Annotated in this window: 14 protein-coding genes and 2 tRNA genes; 7 read left to right on the top strand and 9 right to left on the bottom strand. The window is 36.4% G+C overall.

Annotation, left to right across the window (positions count from 1 at the left end):
• Positions 1–35 precede the first annotated feature (35 nt).
• Positions 36–2318 carry a catalase/peroxidase HPI gene (gene katG / locus ABD676_RS08265; protein WP_344674139.1) on the bottom strand — a complete coding sequence of 761 codons (2283 nt, stop codon included), beginning with the start codon at positions 2316–2318 and terminating at the stop codon, positions 36–38.
• 623 nt (positions 2319–2941) lie between these two features.
• Positions 2942–3103 (bottom strand): hypothetical protein, encoded by a 162-nt coding sequence (locus tag ABD676_RS08270; RefSeq protein WP_344674140.1) that lies wholly within the window; start codon positions 3101–3103, stop codon positions 2942–2944.
• 375 nt (positions 3104–3478) lie between these two features.
• On the opposite strand from ABD676_RS08270, the gene ABD676_RS08275 reads away from it, so the two are divergent.
• Entirely contained in the window at positions 3479–4180 is a 702-nt protein-coding gene (locus tag ABD676_RS08275; RefSeq protein ID WP_344674141.1) for a methyltransferase domain-containing protein, read from the top strand.
• Between the two features lie 80 nt (positions 4181–4260).
• Here ABD676_RS08275 and ABD676_RS08280 read toward each other — a convergent pair whose 3' ends face one another.
• A complete protein-coding gene (locus tag ABD676_RS08280) occupies positions 4261–5049 on the bottom strand; it encodes a DUF3050 domain-containing protein (RefSeq protein WP_344674142.1) in 789 nt (262 codons plus the stop codon).
• A 229-nt stretch (positions 5050–5278) separates the two neighbouring features.
• On the opposite strand from ABD676_RS08280, the gene ABD676_RS08285 reads away from it, so the two are divergent.
• Complete coding sequence (locus tag ABD676_RS08285; protein WP_344674143.1) at positions 5279–5896, top strand: DUF6630 family protein; 618 nt, start codon at positions 5279–5281, stop codon at positions 5894–5896.
• Here ABD676_RS08285 and ABD676_RS18220 read toward each other — a convergent pair.
• Positions 5865–5945 carry a hypothetical protein gene (locus tag ABD676_RS18220; protein WP_425565282.1) on the bottom strand — a complete coding sequence of 27 codons (81 nt, stop codon included), beginning with the start codon at positions 5943–5945 and terminating at the stop codon, positions 5865–5867. The genes ABD676_RS08285 and ABD676_RS18220 overlap by 32 nt on opposite strands.
• 305 nt (positions 5946–6250) lie before the next feature.
• Here ABD676_RS18220 and ABD676_RS08290 point away from each other — a divergent pair, with 305 nt between their 5' ends.
• A complete protein-coding gene (locus ABD676_RS08290; RefSeq protein ID WP_344674144.1) occupies positions 6251–6469 on the top strand; it encodes a hypothetical protein in 219 nt (72 codons plus the stop codon).
• A 248-nt stretch (positions 6470–6717) separates the two neighbouring features.
• On the opposite strand, the gene ABD676_RS08295 is transcribed toward ABD676_RS08290, so the two are convergent.
• The 4 genes from ABD676_RS08295 to ABD676_RS08310 form a co-directional block, all read right to left on the bottom strand.
• Complete coding sequence (locus tag ABD676_RS08295) at positions 6718–7824, bottom strand: redoxin domain-containing protein (protein ID WP_344674145.1); 1107 nt, start codon at positions 7822–7824, stop codon at positions 6718–6720.
• 237 nt (positions 7825–8061) lie between these two features.
• A complete protein-coding gene (locus tag ABD676_RS08300) occupies positions 8062–8679 on the bottom strand; it encodes a DUF3267 domain-containing protein (RefSeq protein WP_344674146.1) in 618 nt (205 codons plus the stop codon).
• A 286-nt stretch (positions 8680–8965) separates the two neighbouring features.
• Positions 8966–9050, bottom strand: a tRNA-Leu gene (locus ABD676_RS08305).
• Between the two features lie 5 nt (positions 9051–9055).
• Positions 9056–9128 (bottom strand) — tRNA-Gly (locus tag ABD676_RS08310).
• 170 nt (positions 9129–9298) lie between these two features.
• On the opposite strand from ABD676_RS08310, the gene ABD676_RS08315 reads away from it, so the two are divergent.
• From ABD676_RS08315 to trxA, 4 genes are all read left to right on the top strand, one after another.
• Positions 9299–11482 (top strand): glucoamylase family protein, encoded by a 2184-nt coding sequence (locus ABD676_RS08315; protein WP_344674147.1) that lies wholly within the window; start codon positions 9299–9301, stop codon positions 11480–11482.
• A gap of 60 nt (positions 11483–11542) precedes the next feature.
• Positions 11543–12061: an OmpA family protein gene (locus ABD676_RS08320; protein ID WP_344674148.1), complete on the top strand. Its 519-nt coding sequence runs from the start codon at positions 11543–11545 to the stop codon at positions 12059–12061.
• A 933-nt stretch (positions 12062–12994) separates the two neighbouring features.
• Positions 12995–17416 carry a DNA polymerase III subunit alpha gene (gene dnaE / locus ABD676_RS08325; RefSeq protein ID WP_344674149.1) on the top strand — a complete coding sequence of 1474 codons (4422 nt, stop codon included), beginning with the start codon at positions 12995–12997 and terminating at the stop codon, positions 17414–17416.
• Positions 17417–17517: 101 nt separating this feature from the next.
• Positions 17518–17835, top strand: coding sequence for a thioredoxin (trxA, locus tag ABD676_RS08330; RefSeq protein ID WP_344674150.1), 318 nt, complete (start codon positions 17518–17520; stop codon positions 17833–17835).
• Between the two features lie 69 nt (positions 17836–17904).
• Here trxA and ABD676_RS08335 read toward each other — a convergent pair whose 3' ends face one another.
• A complete protein-coding gene (locus tag ABD676_RS08335) occupies positions 17905–19782 on the bottom strand; it encodes a TonB-dependent receptor plug domain-containing protein (protein WP_344674151.1) in 1878 nt (625 codons plus the stop codon).
• Positions 19783–19833 lie beyond the last annotated feature (51 nt).

The raw sequence follows: 19833 nt of genomic DNA on the forward strand, positions 1-19833 counted from the left end.
AAAGGCTGGTCGATCGACCAGCCTTTGTTTATATTTTATTTAAGATCAAATCGATCAGCATCCATGATTTTCGACCATGCTTTGGCAAAATCATGTACAAATTTATCTTGAGCATCCGCAGCAGCATATACTTCTGCAACTGCTCGTAATTCTGCATTAGAACCAAATACCAAGTCTGCTCTGCTACCAGTCCATTTTGGTTGTCCAGTTTTACGATCAGAGCCAATATATAGTTCCTTATCCTCAGAAGTTGCTTTCCATGCGGTATTCATGTCTAGCAAGTTCACTAAGAAATCATTGGTTAATTGACCTGGTCTATTCGTCCAAACACCATTTTTAGAACCATCAAAATTGGTATCCAATACGCGCATACCAGCTAATAGAACAGTCAATTCAGGTGCTGAAAGATTTAGCAACTGTGCTTTATCAATCAATAACTCTTCAGTAGAAGATGTATATCTTGCTTTTTTGTAATTTCTGAATCCATCAGCTATTGGCTCTAAATAACCCACAGATTCAACATCAGTTTCTTCTTGTGAAGCATCCATTCGTCCAACAGTATAAGAGATTTGAACCGGAGTTCCTGCATCTTGGGCTGCCTTTTCGATTGCAGCATTACCAGCTAATACTATTAGGTCTGCAATTGATACTTGCTTATTACCAGATTGACTTTGGTTAAAGTCGGATTGAATATTTTCTAAAACACGAAGTACTTTTTGTAATTGACTAGGATTGTTTACTGCCCAATCCTTTTGAGGAGCTAAGCGCACGCGAGCGCCATTAGCACCACCACGTTTATCAGAACCACGGAATGTAGAAGCAGAAGCCCAAGCTGTTGATACCAATTCGGAAATACTTAGGCCTGATGAAAGAATCTTAGATTTCAATTGGTCTACATCCGAAGCGTCAATTACCTCATGATTTAATTCTGGAATAGGATCTTGCCAGATCAATATCTCTTCAGGAATTTCTGGACCTAAATAACGAGATCTTGGTCCCATATCTCTATGCGTTAGCTTGAACCATGCACGCGCAAAGGCATCAGCAAATGCATCTGGATTTTCAAAGAAATGTCTAGAGATCTTGCCATACTCGGGATCAAAACGTAAGGAAAGGTCCGTAGTCAACATGGTCGGCTTACGCTTTTTATTAGGGTCAAATGGATCAGGGATAACATCATCAGCATCCTTAGCTACCCATTGATGAGCACCCGCTGGACTTTTTGTCAATTCCCATTCGTAGTTGAATAGGTTTTCAAAGAAGTTGTTACTCCATTGCGTAGGTGTAGTCGTCCAGATTACTTCTAATCCAGATGTTATGGCATCTTTTCCAACACCAGAATTGTAGCTGCTTTTCCAACCTAATCCTTGTTCTTCTAACCCTGCTGCTTCAGGTTCTTTACCCACATTATCTGCAGGTCCAGCACCATGTGTTTTTCCGAAACTGTGACCACCAGCAATTAGAGCTACTGTTTCTTCGTCATCCATAGCCATACGACCGAATGTATCACGAATATCTTTAGCAGCTAATATCGGATCAGGATTGCCATCAGGACCCTCAGGATTCACATATATTAAACCCATTTGCACTGCTGCTAAAGGATTTTCTAAATTTCTAGAATGTACATCGCCATCCGCATCATCATCTGCAGATAAAACTCCATGTTTCTCTACGACACCTTCAGATCCATGTGCATAACGAACATCTCCACCTAGCCAAGTAGTCTCAGAACCCCAATAAACATCTTGATCAGGTTCAAATGCATCTTCACGACCACCAGCAAATCCAAAAGTTTTAAAGCCCATAGACTCTAATGCCACATTACCTGTTAGTACCAATAAATCTGCCCAAGATAATTTACGTCCGTATTTCTGTTTGATTGGCCACAATAAACGTCTCGCTTTGTCCAAGCTAACATTATCAGGCCAGCTGTTTAGAGGCGCAAATCTTTGCTGCCCAGTACCAGCACCACCACGACCATCACCTACACGGTAAGTACCTGCAGAATGCCAAGCCATACGAATAAATAAACCACCATAGTGACCAAAATCTGCAGGCCACCAATCTTGAGAATCAGTCATTAAAGCATGTAAATCTGCTTTTACTGCTGCTAAATCAAGTTTTTTAAATTCTTCAGCATAATTGAAATCCTTATCCATTGGGTTGGATAAAGAGGAGTGTTGTCTAAGTAATCCAACTTTTAAGTGTTTTGGCCACCAGTCTTGAATGGTGGTACCTCCACCTGCAACGGTTAAATTCTTCTTCCCATTACCGTTGTGAAATGGGCATTTGCTGATGTCGTTCGATCCGTTTTCCATACTTGTTAATCTTTGAATGAATGGGAACTTATTTTCCTTGATGCTCCCTGAATTAATATTATCTCTCTTGTTAATTGTGGTAAGAGGAAAGTACCCTCTCTTTAATTTTACTGAAAGTTAGATAATAAAAATTGAATACGAGATTTATTTTAGATAGATTTTATCTATACTACATCAGCATATTTAATCAGTTTTTTTTAGTCTTTTACAGAAATATGTATATGAATTACAATTGGTTCCTATTGGGTTTAGGACCCTGTCGATTGAAAAAGGAAGCTCGACTTTAGCGGTTACTTGTCATGATTTTTTTGGATAACCAAAAAAGTAGATTATTTTGAATCTTTACGATTTTGAAGTAGCAGATTCTTTAGATATTTAAATAAAGAACGGTGCCCCTTTTCATTAAATTTTTCCATTTTAATGTTTGGGGATTTATATTCTTTTTTTAAAGAAATTTCAATTAGATCTTTCATAATTTAGTTGGCTTGTGCGATTTGCTATATTATTGATGAAATATAGATTTCTATGTTCTAAGGTAAAAAAATAATCTTAAAATTTTACGAATTAATAGGGGACAATTGGTGGACACTTCGAAATTTTAAAGCAGAAGAAAGCTCTTCGACTTATTTCGATTTAATTTTGTTGTTTCTTACTTGGATGATTCCCTTTAAAATAACCGGATCATTTAAATTTTCAATTAAATCAATTGGAATTATTAGCTCAACCATATCAATTTTTGGTGCTGCATAATCCTTCTTTGGTTTCTTTTCTTGCAATACTGGCATTAAATACGCTTCTAGTTAAAGATTGGTTTTTACATCCAATATGATTTTTTAGATGTTGCAACAAACATCTGTATTTTAAAGCGAACAAAATGTAATCAAAATCATATTTCTGCTGATTTATACTCCGACTATTTATATTTCAGTATCAAAATTCAGAAAATCTAAAATTAATGACTGTAGTAATAGTTTTTATTGCGTAGATAGTACTCATCATGTGAATATTACTGTAAGCTTATAATTTGAATTCTTTCGACAACAAATTTGATATTCATCTGTTATTCATTTGAACAACAAAAACAATAGTATAATATGCCTTGGAACCCTGAAACGTATAATGAATTTAAAGAGATAAGATATCAACCTTTCTATGATCTTATGGAAATGATAGATGATAGTTCGGAATTACAAGCTGTCGACTTAGGTTGTGGTACAGGTGAACAAACAGCTTTGCTAGCAGAGCGATTTCCAAATTCTACTTTTTTAGGTATAGATTCTTCAAAAGAGATGTTGCAAGGTTTGGAGGAGCAGGGAACTGACAGATTATATTATAAAGTTGAGAGCTTTGATGATTTTATTGAACGTTTGAGCCGTTGGGATTTAATCTTCAGTAATGCAGCCTTGCAATGGACAGATAACCATAAAGAATTAATACCAGCATTGATTAAAAAACTCAATCCTTCAGGTCAGTTGGCAATTCAAATGCCTTGTCAGACGGAAAACGAATTAAATCAAATACTTTATGATTTAGCCAATGAAGCTCCTTTCTCCGAATATCTTCATGGATGGAATAGAAAATCATCAGTTTTAACGATGGAAGAATATGCCGATATTTTCTTCCAGGAAGGATTAGTAAATATTAAGATTTCCAAAAGGATATATCCAATTATTGCGGAAGATGGGGAGACCTTTTTGAAATTTATTTCCGGATCTGCATTAATACCTTATATGGAACGATTGACAGATGCCCAGCAAGTCGTGTTTAAAAATGTTTTTCAAGAACGGATTAAAGAAAGATTCCCCAGCTATCCTGTTTTATATCCATTCCGAAGATTATTGTTATATGGAAGAAAAGCTTAGTTTTTATTAGGCTGTCATAATTAAAAAGACGTCATATTATTCATTTTCGAATATATGACGTCTTTTTTGTTAGGGGCAATTTATACGAAGGGCTCTACTTCGACAAGTAAATTATCATGAATTGCATCCCATAAAGCAATTCTTTTTTGCAAAGCCTCTTTAGCGACTATTTTCATGTCAGTCCACTTAGAGTCTTCATCCGATCCTAATTCTTGAATCATTTGCATCGCCAATGGCCCATGTTCATCGCCATCCAATTCGATATGTCGTTGGAAATAATAGATAAACTTAGATAAATCCGTTTCCGGAAAATTGTGCTGAATCTCCTTTAGAATAGAAGTAAACATAGCAGGTATTAAATCCTCTCTACCAAAAGTAAAAGCTGATGCTATTTTATGAGGTTCCTTAGTTGCTATAATATCAAAAGAAAACTTAAGGAAAGCTTTAATCCGATCATCTTCTTTAAGGGCATTAATAGCTTTGAATATCTCTTGATGCTGTTTAATGCTATCTAGGAAATCAAATATCTTCGAACAATCAGCTCCCATTGTTGACATGGCGTCGATATACATTTCAAAATGACTTAACCTGGACCCATCGATGTACTCATCGGACTCTTCAGCAAGGACAATCTCATTAATAAGATAACGCGTATTCGGGTAATCGGAAGCAAACCAAGGTGTACTAACACATGTTAATTCAATCTGCAATGCCTTTAATAAGGACATGAAATCCCACACAGCATATACATGGCCTTCGGTAAAACAGTTTAGGTCTTCAATACTTTTGATTTTCGCATAAAGAGGATGCTTTAAAAGCTCCTCTCGCTCCGGCAGAATATATTCGTTAATTTGATCTATGTAATTCATGGAGCAAAGATAAGGCAGGGGAATGTATAAATGGAAAGGCTAAATAGAAATAATTATTGTAAACCAATGTTAAGGTGAAATCCTTCTCAATTCAATATAATAGTTTTGTATCGCGGAAGTTAATATTAAAACAGGCTCTTTAAAACTTACTACATTATTATCCGCATATTAATAATTGGTATTATTTTGGTATTCATTAGGTGCTTTGTAAACTAAAACTTATCAAATTATGAATTCAGAATATTTGCAAAAATTAATGGGAGAGCAAGAGTGGAAGAAATTTGTTTCAAAATCAATAGATGATAAAAATGAATTAATTCAATACTTGCTAGAAAATGAAATACTGTTAATGGTTGATTGGAAAGGAGAGGAACAAGATGGGAATATTGGTGATTTCTTTAAATATCGTAATAATATTCTTGATTCAAATACTATGGTAGACTTTAGTTCAGTATACGATAAATTACAAGAAACAATAAGCAGAAATAATCTACAAACCGGTGATGCTGTCCCCTTTTTACTTAAAGAGTTTCAAAAACAATTAAAGCCTATAAAGCAAGTAGTTATATTACTGAATGTAGGTAATGATAATTATTACATAGGTTTGGCAAGACAGAAAGATTTAAAAGTCATAACTACTCCTTCATCTGATTTTTGGCAATTTTTGTCGTTTGGCTCAAAAACAGGTGAAGTGCTTTATACGGTAAAATGCGATTGCGGTAGTATGAATGTTTGGCAGCTTAAAAGAGGTGAGGTTCTCACAGACGATGTTTGCCAGGATTGTGGAAAGATTTTAGTAGATAAGGAAGGCAACTTTACCTTGCCAGTAGAAAAGGATTATATTTAAAAATTAACTCAATCTGCGATGCCTTTAATAAGGACATAAAATCCCACACAGCATATACATGGCCTTCGGTAAAACAGTTTAGGTCTTCAATACTTTTGATTTCGCATAAAGAGGATGCTTTAAAAGCTCCTCACGCTCCGGCTGAATATATTCGTTAAAATGATCTATGTAATTCATGGCGCAAAGATAAGGCAGGAGAGGGGGATATTCCAGCTTGTATTTTTGAATATGAAATAACGGTTGAGATTAAAATTAAATAGTTTCCAATTAATAATCTGTTGAATATTAGCGTAATATTCATGTATTTTCCTAACTTTCCATAAAATATAGAAATAAGAAATACAAGTATAAATTATGAAAGTTATAGGTAGATTATTCGGAATATTGGCCTTAATAGGTATGTTTTTAGGTATGTTCCCTTTTTTAGGTTGGTTAAATTGGTTTAATATTCCATTGGCAATTATTGGATTGTTATTATCCATAGTCGGTAAATCCAGAGGTGGAATTATTATTTGTACTATTGCTATATTTTTTGGGCTATTCCGATTATTACTTGGCGGGGGGATATTTTAACTTGAAATAACTTTTCAGATAGTTATTCCATATACTTCTTGAGATTAATTTGAGCTAAGGATTTTTAATGACTCAACATTGAAAATTAAGGTGTATTTTGCTTTTTTAACCTCCGATTCAGAAATATTGAAAACAAGTAGTGCTTTGTAATATTTCATACCATTTGACGCTCCAATGTCATATTGAAATTATATGGAATATTTATGGAAGTTGAAATGAAACTCATATTGGTTCAAATAAGCAATAGCTTATTTCAACAATTCGGTTATATTGTTTTCAAGTAATCGTTCTGTGTTTTGAGAAAATCCCGTTAGTATTTCTACAATCTTTCCATTTTTGTCAATAAGGAATGACTTAGGAATCGATCTAATTTTATATGCGGCTGCTTGCTTGCTATAAAGCCCTTTTAAGTCTGAAATATTTGTCCATGTAATATTATCTTCCATGGATATGGATTTCCAATTGTTATTATCTGTATCAATGGAGAAACTCAATATTATTAAACCCTCGTCCTTGAATTTTTGATATAGATTAGCTAAAGATTTATTGCTATATCTACATGGACCACACCAAGAAGCCCAAAAGTCCAAGAGGATAACTTTACCTTTATAATCAGAAAGATTCACTTTATTATTATCTAAGGATAAACCAGAAATATCTGGGGCAAACGAACCAACTTTTAGATCATTTGTAATGAGGTATTGGTTTATTACTTCACCATATTTGGTCTTTTTAAGTTTTTGCGGAAACATGTCAAAGAACATTTTCAGACTGTCTGTCGTAAGATCATTTCTTAGAAAATATAATTCATTTATTGTGATAAGTGAAGGTTTAAAAGAACTTATACTTTCAAGTCTAATTTTAAGTGTCTCATCATCTATTTTGTTTATTTCTTTCCAAATTATTCTAGATTTAGCATTATCAGTTTCCTTAATAGCTTGGTCCGTAAGACTATCTCTTAACTTGTCTAAGTGTGCATGTTTTTTTAAAACAGAAAAGTATATTTTATTTAGGGGAGAGCCTTTTACTTGTAAGTCTGAAAAGTTGTTTCTATCCCCCTTTACAGTGATTTTTTTGTTTTCAATCCATAAATTGAAATAAACATCATCATTTTCGGGATAGAGTCTAAAAGTAACTGGCTCTGATACACTACCATTAAAGACTAATTTTCCTTGGTTTAAATAGGTAGAATCAATGTTTTTTGTTGAATCAAGATTTACAAGATAAAACTTTGTATTATTTTTAAATCCAGTCAAACTAACATTTATAGAATATTTGTTTTGATTCTCCTGACCGAATATTTTTAAAAATATCAAGCATAATAATAAAGTAGTTGAAGTTTTTATTATTCTCATATTTATGGTTTATAATGTTTGGGGGCTAAGACTCAGTGGCGAAAATTAAAGCAAAGAGCTTTAAATTGTGCAACACACTAAGAAAAATGTTAGTTCATCCAATGAATTTAAGAAAAATAGTTAATGTAGATGAAATTAAGCTAATTTAATCGCTTTTACAATCTAAAAAGCCAAAACTTTAATTTTTACACTTAATCTGCCATTACACCAAAGCACCTAGTTATAAACAGTTATATATTATTTTTTTAGGAGGAAAAAAGTTTCCCCTTTTTCTTTATCATCATAAGTAACCATTCCCCTATTAGATGCCAAATAATTTAACAATGTGAAATCTCCACTACAGAAAATATTATGAATAAATAAAAAGATCATAGCTGTTAATTGAAATTCTACCGTTAAGAATGGAAATGTTATTATGGTACCTAATAATACGATTGTAAATGGTAAAAGAGCTATAAAAGTAAATTCAGATAAATTAGTTACAAATTTGTTAGCTATTGTTGCGAAATAGAATTTTTTAAAATTTGAAAAGAAAGACACCGATTTAGCTCCACAAATTCTATAAGCAAAATAGTGTATTATTTCGTGTATAGGAATAAAAACAATTGCTAATACAATACCTAAAAACACGGAAATTATACAATTAGTAATAGTAAGTTCTTTGGTGATTAAATTCTTAGTTATGGAATATGAAATTAGACCTAATGGACTTATTAAAAGTACCATATACATGTAGAAAAACCACTTTTTGCTAAGTTTTAATTTATCATTCAGGAAATGATGTAATTCGGAGTGCGTTAATTTGTCTTTTATTAAATAGTTATTTTTTTCTAATGCAGAAGTTTCAATATTCATAAATCTAATTTATTATAGGCTCAGAGTGATTTTAAATTGCAAACATTAAAAATACAAAAAGCTTCAATTAAGCAACTCGTTAAGCAAATGGCAATTCATTGATTAAAATTAAGAAAATATGAATGCTTTGGGAATAAAATTGATCTTATTGGTTTATTTCAATACAAAAGATGAATCCTCTTGATAAAATAAACCTATTCTTTCACAAAATTCTTTTCACGCCCCCAGGTCTATCTACTAAATACTATATACTAAAAAAGCTCGACTACTGTCGAGCTTTTTTCCGTACCTAGGGCGGGAATCGAACCCGCACTCCCTTAACGGGAACAGGATTTTAAGTCCTGCGTGTCTACCAGTTCCACCACCTAGGCAACTGAGCGAAAGACGAGATTCGAACTCGCGACCCCAACCTTGGCAAGGTTGTGCTCTACCAACTGAGCTACTTTCGCTTGACGTGCTGCAAATATAGAGAGAAAACTCATTCTCTGGAAATAATTCTAACCAAAATTCTGCAATGTGCTTTATATCTGCGTAATAATTTTATCACGAAGCTTTAAAAACGCTTAATTCATGGCTTTTGGCACGAATTTTCCCTACTTTTGCAGTAAAATGCTTTGATATGCAACTTAGACTTTTATGCCTGCTGGTATTATCTTGCTTTTTCTCTAAATCATACGCCGAATCCTATCCTGAGGTAGTTTTTGACAATAGCTTGGTTAAAGGGAGCTATGCCCGAAGCTTCGTCGATTATTCTGGACAAAGTTGGGTGGAGAATGTACATCGGAATCTATTGGTTTCCGACTCCCTATATTTCACACCAGGGAATGCCCTCTCGTTAAAATACATCTCCAATGATAATGGAGATTGGAATGTCAATATCCGTTATAGTCGACAGAAGTTCCTTTACCGCGTATCATCAAATGATGTATTGACCCTTAAGGTCTATGTTGGATCTGCTGAGACATCCCAAAAATTATTGCCTTCCATTTCGATACAGCAGGGAATGAATCAGACCATTAGCCTTTCTCTAGGAGATTATATTGAAGATTATAACCTCAATACTTGGCTTAATGTGCGGATTCCCGTAAAAGATTTCGCTGGATTTAATCCCGAGAAGTTAATTTCCGGAATTATTCTGAGACAACAAAATGGTAGCCCTGCGGTTCATCAGTTGTTCTTAGATCAAATAGAATTCCTCCCAGAAAAATATTCAACCGCTGCATTAACATCATCTGCTGTTCTTTCAAAAGCCACAGCTTATGGAAAGCATATTGACCTACAATGGCAGGTACCTTTATCGCCTAATATTCGATATGTCAAAGTATATCGTTCCTTAGATAATAAAGAATTTACACCGGTCGCAATTCGACCGACTTACATGTTGCGTTACTTGGATTTTGTACCGACGCTGGATAAAAAATATTACTATAAAATTGCCTGGGTAGATTACGATTATCGCGAGTCTCCTTTTTCCGATGTCAAAGAGGTGGAATCTAAGGCAATTAGCGAGAATCAATTATTGGATTTGGTGGAATTGGCACATGTCAATTACTTCGTGGAGAATTTTGATATTAATTCCGGTATGTACACGCCATTCCGCATGAAAGAAAAAGCAACTGTCTCTGTTCGAGAGACCGGTTCTGCTCTGTTGAGTTTATTGGTGGGTGTAGAGAAAGGATTTATCAGCAAACCTTTATTCATCAGTCGCGTTAAGCGTGTGGTTGAGTTTTTAGGCAAGGCTCAAAATAATAAAGGATTTTATCCGGCATTCTTTGATGGACGTAAAGGTTTACCGGAATACTTGAATGAACCACCAAAGTACGATGTACAAGCTACAACATCCATTATTGAGGCCTTGTTGATTGTTCGCCAATACTTAAAAGGCGATTCTCCTGAAGAGGCAAACTTACGATCTGAAATCACTAAACTATGGGATAGGGTAGATTGGACAGCTGCTGCTATGGCGGATGATCCTTTAGTGCTAAAGTCGGCCATTGGGATGATTGATGGTTATATCAAAAAGGATCCTTTGACCGGTATTAATACAGGCCTAAACAGCTATATGTTAGCTGTGGCATCTAAAAAATACAGTATTCCTGCTGTTGCTTTTTCCAATGCATTAGCCTATACCTATAAACCCCTTAAAACAACATCTACTATACAGAACCCAACCGATTCTGTTCAGCAAGTTGATTCTGTTCAACATGTGGGAATCAAAGAATTTGGATCAATGCGAAGAAATGAAGCTGATTCCATAATCAAGGTCTCTAGCCAATTTGATACCGTCATGTATGCGGTAAAAGTTCCATTTGGACCAATAAATTCCAGCTTGCTAGAGCTTTATCGGCCGTTTCTGACCATTAACCCTTCCTTGGCAAAAGTCGGAGGATACCAACTGAAACAAATCGCAGAAAACTATACCCAAGTGGTCAAACGCAGAGATAATGAAATAGGGGTAGGAACGACCAATTCTGACATCTGGGGATTTTATCAGCACTTTAATTCAGAGGGAAATTATCGTATGAATCCGGCAATTTCCATTAGTAGTATATTCTTAGACCAAGCAAGAGCAAAGCGATCTATCAATGCCTTGTATAACCTTTATTCGGAGACATTATTTTCGGAATACGGTTTTAGATCTTGGATGGATTTACGCAGCGATGACGTTTCAGATGAATATTTGGCCATGAACCAGGCAAGTGTAGCCATTATGCTTGAAAATGTCCGTTCCGGACTTATTTGGAAGCTTTATCAAGGTATTCCTGAGATTCAGGCTGCAGAACAAAGAATTTTTAAGAAATAATAATCCCTTATAATATCTTATATTTACGACAATTAACGAAACAAGCAATCTACAGAAAATATGAAGCAAATTAACTTTTTGACCCTTATTCTTTTAGCAAGTTTAACGTTGTTTTCTTGTAAACAACAGTCTATGGTAGTAAACCCAGGAGCTGTCGTTTCAAAAGATGGAACCAAAGATGGTCTAAAGAATGTTAAACGTGAATTTGAAACGGCAACAGAAACCAATGAAGGTATAGTGGTTTCCTTATCTTCCGATTTATTGTTCAATATCAATTCATCTTATTTGACCGAAGGGGCAAAAAAAGAGTTGAGCAAATTAGTGAAGGTATTAAAAGCCGATAAAGCAAATGCCAAAGTGCGTGTTGATGGCCATACTGATGCGACTGGTGAAGCAAATTACAACCAATGGCTTTCGGATAAACGTGCTGCTTCCGTGAAAACATTCTTAGTAGATGCGGGTATCTCAGAATCAAGAATCTCAACAAGAGGTTTAGGCTTGACTAAACCTATTGCAGATAACAAAACACCAGAAGGTCGTCAGAAAAATAGACGTGTAGAAGTGGTGATTTTGAATTAAGATAAATGTGTTTGAATATTTTGAGACGCGCAGTTGGTTAAGACCAGTTGCGCGTTTCTCTTTCTTCCAGATGGTTGCGAACAAAGAAAATATAAATTAAGGAACCAATTACGGGTAGCAACCACACGATAACTAAGTTGATCAATAAGTGGTTTCTATTATTGAATTGTTTATGATAAATGTCGAATAAGCAGAACAAAGGTAGTAAGGAAAAAATAACGCCAAAAGCTAAGACTAGTATAACTTCCAGCCCACCTAGATTTAAAAGTGCTAAATTCATCTGATATATTGGTTTTAATAATTGGTTGTTCTTTAAGCAAAACTAATAAAAATTTAATAGAATTAATCCAAAGGAATATTTTTTTCCAAAATAAGGTTGGTAGAGACTTTAGCTGTAAATCTATCCATGTTGTCCAGTACTTTTTCTAATCTACTCCCTTTAGTCTATCCACCATTCTATTTCTGATGTCTTTTGTCTGTTGTCTCATCGTATCTCAAAGGGGTTTGATTCGATACTCATACGGATCTCCTTCGGAACTTGTTCGGAACTCCTTCGGATCTCGTTCGGTTCCGACCGAACGAGATCCGAACAAGATCCCTATCAGATCCTTAGAAATTCCCTAAGAGTATCAAAGGAAATAAGGAGTAAATAGGGAGAATAGATGAGGAATAACTATGCTGCAACCCTACAGAATTAGTATTCATTAAGATTGCTAACCTTTAGTGTATATAAAGATCCATATTCCATGGAAATTTTTATTAATATTGATTTAGGCTGAAGATTAAAAACAAATCAAAATTTGATTTATAGGCTTTTAAAAAAGGATTTGCTTCATAATGATTGTGGTAGGTTGCAAGCTTGTCAAAAAATGCAGGATTGGGTTTCTCTTAAGGAATTATTAAGTAAATTTGTTAGTTCAGAAGGGAAAGTATATGTATATAATTTTTGATACGGAGACTACGGGATTACCAAAGCGATGGGATGCACCAATTACGGATACAGATAACTGGCCGCGGTGTATTCAGATTGCTTGGCAATTGCATGACGAGCAGGGGAAATTGATTGAGCATCAAGATTATCTGATTAAACCGGATGGATTTAACATCCCTTATGATTCTGAGAAAATTCACGGTATATCGACAGAGTTGGCAACCGAGAAAGGGGTGCCGTTGCAAGATGTATTGCACAAATTTAACGAGGCATTAGGCAAGGCTAAATTTGTGGTAGGTCAAAATATTGGTTTTGACCTTAATATCATGGGTAGTGAGTTTTATCGGTATGGGGTGGATAGTCCGATGGGTAATATGCCGATATTGGATACCTGTACGGAAGTTACTGCTGAACTATTAAAATTGCCTGGAGGTCGAGGTGGAAAATTTAAACTGCCTAACCTAACAGAATTACACAGCTATCTATTCGGTGTTCCTTTTGCCGAAGCGCATAATGCGACCGCCGATGTGGAAGCTACAACACGCTGTTTCTTTGAGTTAATCCGTCGAGAGGTTTTTACTCCAGCAGAACTTCAGGTTGACACCGGTTATTTTGTTGATTTTAAACAAGCTAATCCTGGCGTCATAGAGACTGTTGGATTAAAGCACATTAACTTAAAAGCTGCTTCTGATCGATTACGAAATAAGGAGGCTGTTGATGAGGATGATTTTGAAATTGACCCGGAGACGCTGATAAAATTCCAAGAAGCGGAGTTTGCGCATTTACATAACCACACGCAGTTCTCGGTTCTTCAATCTACTATTTCCATTGATAATTTGGTACAAGCAGCAGCAAAGCAAAAAATGCCTGCAGTAGCCATGACCGACCATGGGAATATGATGGGAGCCTTCCACTTTGTAAGTAAAGTGTTGGGTTACAATAAAGAACAAGACGGAAAGGTAGAAGAAGCAAAGGAAAAAGGCGAGGAGTTTACTCCGCAGCACATCAAGCCTATAGTTGGTTGTGAATTTTTCATTTGTGAAGATCGAAAGGATAAAAGCAGAAAAGATAATGGCTATCAGGTTGTCTTTTTAGCAAAAAATAAGGCAGGGTATCATAATATGGCCAAAATGGCATCTATTGCCTATACAGAAGGGTTTTACTATGTGCCTCGTATTGATCGTTCCGTTGTAGAGCAATATAAAGAGAACCTTATTGTACTAACCGGAAACTTAAACGGTGAAGTACCCAGCAAGGTGTTGAACATTGGTGAATCACAAGCTGAGGAAGCATTAATCTGGTGGAAGGAATTATTTGCAGATGACCTTTATGTGGAAATCATGCGTCATGGCCAAGAAGATGAGAATCGGGTCAATCAAACGCTGGTTGAATTGGCTAAAAAGCATAACGTCAAGCTTGTTGCTACTAATAACACGTATTACGTCAATAAGACAGATGCCCATGCCCATGACATTTTATTATGTGTAAAGGATGGGGAGAAGCTATCTACACCAAAGGGTAGAGGACGTGGTTTCCGTTTCGGAATGCCAAATCAAGAGTATTATTTCAAGTCGACGGAAGAAATGAAAGAGGCTTTCGCCAATCTTCCGGAGGCAATTATCAATATTCAAGAGGTTCTGGATAAGATAGAACCTTACTCTCTAAATCGGGACGTATTACTCCCGAAGTTTGAGATTCCTGAAGAGTTTCAATCGGAAGAGGATTTGGTAGATGGAGGTAAGCGCGGTGAGAATGCTTTTTTAAAGCATTTAACCTATGTTGGAGCTGAAAAGCGTTATGAAGAAGTTGATGATTCAATCAAGGAGCGCTTAGACTTTGAATTGGCGACTATTGAGAAAACAGGTTACCCTGGTTATTTCTTGATTGTACAAGATTTCATTGCGGAGGCAAGAAAGATGGGGGTTTCAGTAGGTCCGGGACGTGGTTCGGCGGCTGGATCAGCGGTAGCTTACTGCTTAGGGATCACCAATATTGACCCTATTAAGTACGATTTGCTATTTGAGCGTTTCTTGAATCCTGACCGTGTTTCCATGCCCGATATTGATATTGACTTTGATGATGAGGGTCGTGGTCGTGTCATGCAATATGTAATTGATAAATATGGTGCTTCACAGGTTGCTCAGATTATCACTTATGGTACCATGGCCGCTAAATCTTCGATTAAAGATACAGCACGTGTATTGGATTTGCCATTGTCAGACGCAAATGAGATCGCTAAGTTAATTCCGAACCTCAAGTTGAGCAAGATCTTCAATATGGAAGAGAAGGCTTTAAAAGAGGCTTTGAGAAGTGAGGAGTTAGAGGCTGTCAACAAGCTGAAGAACTTGGCGGACGGTGCAGGCTTAGAAGCTGAAACCATTAAGCAAGCTCGTGTATTGGAAGGGTCTATGCGTAATACGGGGATCCATGCCTGTGGTGTGATTATCACGCCAGATGATATTACGAATTTCGTTCCGGTTTCCTTAGCCAAGGATTCCGATTTATATGTTACCCAATTTGATAACTCCGTAGTAGAAAGTGCCGGATTACTTAAGATGGACTTTTTAGGCCTTAAGACCTTAACCCTGATTAAGGATACGGTTACCAATGTGAAACTACGCCATAATATTGATCTGGATCCAGATCATTTCCCTATTGATGATGAGAAGACGTATGAGCTTTTCCAACGTGGGGAAACTGTAGGTATCTTCCAATATGAGTCGCCGGGTATGCAGAAATACATGAAGGAGTTGAAACCTACTGTATTCGCCGACTTAATTGCGATGAACGCACTTTATCGTCCGGGACCTATGGATTATATCCCTGCCTTCGTAAAACGTAAGCATGGAATAGAGCCTATCACGTATGACCTGGATGCATGTGAGGAATACCTAAGTGAAACTTATGGAATTACCGTTTACCAGGAGCAGGTAATGCTTTTATCGCAGAAGTTAGCTGGATTCTCTAAGGGTGATGCCGACGTACTACGTAAGGCCATGGGTAAGAAGCAAAAGGCCGTTCTAGATAAGATGAAGCCAAAATTTGTTTCTCAAGCTGAGGCGAATGGTCACAATGCAAAGGTACTCGAGAAGATTTGGACCGACTGGGAGGCATTTGCAAGTTATGCGTTTAACAAGTCGCACTCTACTTGTTATGCTTGGATTGCCTATCAAACGGCATATTTAAAAGCACATTACCCAGCAGAGTATATGGCTGCGGTATTGTCCAACAACATGAACGACATCAAGCAGGTAACTTTCTTCATGGAAGAATGTCGCCGAATGGGATTGCCAGTATTGGGTCCAGATGTCAATGAGTCACATTATAAGTTTACGGTAAATGACGAGGGGGCAGTACGATTTGGAATGGGTGCTGTGAAAGGTGTAGGCGCAGGTGCCGTCGAGACCATTGTGCAAAGCCGTGCAGATGGACCTTACAAATCTATCTTTGATCTTGCAAAACGTGTAGACTTAAGGATGATCAATAAGAAGGCATTTGAGAGTTTGGCATATGCTGGTGGGTTCGATTCTTTTAAGGATACACATCGAGCGCAATATTTCAGTTCAGATACCGATAACAGTACCGGACTAGAGAAGGCAATAAAGTTTGCACATAAATTCCGTGAGAATGAGAATTCCGCTCAGGCAAGCTTATTTGGCTCAGGTGGAGCCGCAGAATTACCAGAACCAGTATTGTCGCCTACAACCCCATGGGGCTTAATTGAGAAATTGAAATACGAAAAGGATGTCATTGGTATTTATTTAACCAGTCACCCTTTGGATAACTATAAGTTTGAAATCAAGCATTTTTGCGCCAATAAGGTCAGCGAGCTGCAGATGATCAATAAGATGAAGGCCTCTGAGGTTGATCCTGAAGTAGCCTTAGCGTTTAATCGCATCAAGAATAAGGAAGTGGTTATTGGAGGTATTGTACAGTCTGCAAATCATCGAGTGGCAAAATCCGGAAAACCATTTGGGTCATTTATTATTGAAGATTATTCAGACTCCTATGAGATCATGGTTTTTGGTGAGGATTATGTGAAGTTTAAGGGCTATTTGCAGGAAGGATATTTTGTACAGATTCGTGGATTGGTTCAAGAGCGCTTTAAGCAAGTTGGCAACTGGGGCTTTGAATTAAAGAATATACAGCTACTTTCTGATTTACGGGAAAAGATGGCAAAGAGCTTCACGATTCAGTTCCCATTGCATGTTTTGGATGCTGATTTTATTCAGGAATTAGAACGATTGATCAATTGTACTTCGGTGGAAGGACAAGAGGCAAATTGTCAATTGAAATTCAAAATAATGGATGTTCAGGACGAATTAAGTATAGAAATGCCGGTTAAAAGACGCAAGATATTCATTACAAATGAGTTTTTGGATGGACTAGAGGAAATGGACGGTGTGAATTATAGATTAAATTGATAAGCTATAGAAATTTTGTTAAGTTCGTATAAATTGTAAAAGGTTTGTATTGTTTATATTTGTAAATACATACTTTTAATAAATCAAAAAATAAAGAGAATATGGCATTAGAAATTACAGACAGCAACTTTGAAGAAGTTGTATTAAAATCAGATAAACCAGTTTTAATTGATTTTTGGGCAGAGTGGTGTGGTCCTTGTCGTATGGTTGGACCATTGGTAGATGAAATTGCAACAGAATATGAAGGTAAAGCAGTTGTTGGAAAAGTAAATGTGGATAACAATCCAGATATTTCTGTTCGTTATGGTATCCGTAACATCCCTGCTTTGTTATTCTTCAAAAACGGTGAAATCGTAGACAAACAAATTGGTGCGGTGCCAAAATCCGTTTTAACTGAAAAATTAGAAAAACAAATGTAATCTCTCTAGGAGATAAAATAAAAAAGCTCGAATCACAAGATTCGAGCTTTTTTATTTTCTATGTAGGAGTTATATCTTAGGGATGGCGTAGTGGATACCCAAGCTAGACCATCTGCCAGGAAGTGGCACTGCACCAACTTCAATGTATTCGGCATCAAATGCATTTTGTAAATCAGCAAAGATGGATAGGTTATTCCGTTTATAGGCCAGTCTAAAGTCGGATATGAAATATGGCTTTCCTTTAGAGCGTTCTTGATAGCGATTTGCAGTACTAATTGACCATTCCTTGATTTGGTATTGCAATGTTCCAATAACTTGATGTTTCAAGCTTTCAATGCCATACTTAATGATCGTATTTGGATAATCATTGATGATGGAGGGGTTTAAGTAGGTATAATCTACTCTTACTTGAAAATGCTGCTGATTTTGAAAAGCTGTCTGGAATTGGAAATTTGCTAACAAACCATGCGTTTTGTTGTTACCAAGATTGGTTGCCTGATAAGGAACGTCTGTACTTTCACGGATCCAATCAATAAAATTCTTAATATCTCTGAAGAAGTAACCAGCTTTTGCGCTAAAATGTTGGTTCTTGAAATTTACGCTAAAGTCATGTTGCCACGAGTTCTCCGATATTAAATCAGGATTACCAATATTACCAGGCTTCTGGTTAAGGTATAAGTCTGTGAAAGTTGGAATACGCTGACTAGAACCTGAGCTGGCAGCTAAATGCCAATTTGGATTGATAATATAGCTTACATCAATTCCTGGGAAAATCTGCCAATCATAATCTGTATTGTAATTGATATAAGCACCTGCATTAATGATGAAGTTTTCTAGTTGCGTGGTACGGAATTCCGTATAAGCACCAAAGTTATTGCGGTCATGCTTGCCAATATTAGAACTGCTAATCTTTTCATGACGGCTTTCCAATCCCAAACCAAGATCACCAAATTTACTTTGGTATCGAGCATTTAATTCGGCAGATAGTGTATGTGTATAGTGTCTACTTCTAGCTTTGCTTAGATCGTTTCGGAAGTATCGGTAATCGTCCTCATTATAGCGGTGGCTCAAGCGGGGACTCAAGTACCAGTTTGAACCCAAATCATGACTTGATGCTAAACTATAGTGTACTGTTTCTACATGTTCTTCCGATTCTTTATCTCCAGGGGCAGCATAATATCCGTTTGCACCAAATTTATTGTTGATATAACCAGCCATCATTTGCAAACGATTATGCGCGTTGAGGTTGATTTGGTTCTGATAAAATACTTTAGCGTTGTCACTGGCTGTATTATAGCGTTGGCCATTACTCTTTTCCTTGGTTAGGTAAAGTTGGTGCTGTTGGCTTTGTGAACTAAATGCACCGCCAACTTGAATTCCCTGACCGTAATAGATTCCATCCTTATCTTCTTCTTTTCTGTCTTTGAATGAAGAACCAGCATATACCTGCGCATAGGCATTGGAATGCTCGGCTTTTTTAGTGACAATATTAATTGCTCCAGTTAAACCATTGATTCCATAGATTCGCGATGCAGGACCACGAAGGATTTCAATACGTTCAATTGCTTCCAGAGGCACTGGAATGTTCAACATGTGGTGACCTGTTTGAGGATCTGAAAACTTAATTCCGTTGACCAACAATATGGTTTGATCAAAACTTCCACCATCAATTCCAATATCGGCTTGTGTGCCAAAAGGTCCGCGCTGACGAATATCAACTCCTGCTGCATAACGCAGGACTTCATTAATGCTCGTGCTTGGAAGCGCTTTAATGTCCTTTTGAGATAAAATCTGAATATTTCTGCTGGATTGGCTAACCGGAATTTGAAGTCTGTTTTCTTGAATAAGAACTTCTTGAATTCTCGTGCTATCACTAATGGATTGTTGGGCTAATAATACATTTGGAATACTGCTAAGAGCAAGCAATATCTTTATTGTAGGCTTCATATATGTTATAAATTTGCCAAATGTATGGAAATATATTTAATTAATAGGTTT

The organism is Sphingobacterium kyonggiense (genome assembly GCF_039536825.1).
GTDB classification, from domain to species: Bacteria; Bacteroidota; Bacteroidia; order Sphingobacteriales; family Sphingobacteriaceae; genus Sphingobacterium; species Sphingobacterium kyonggiense.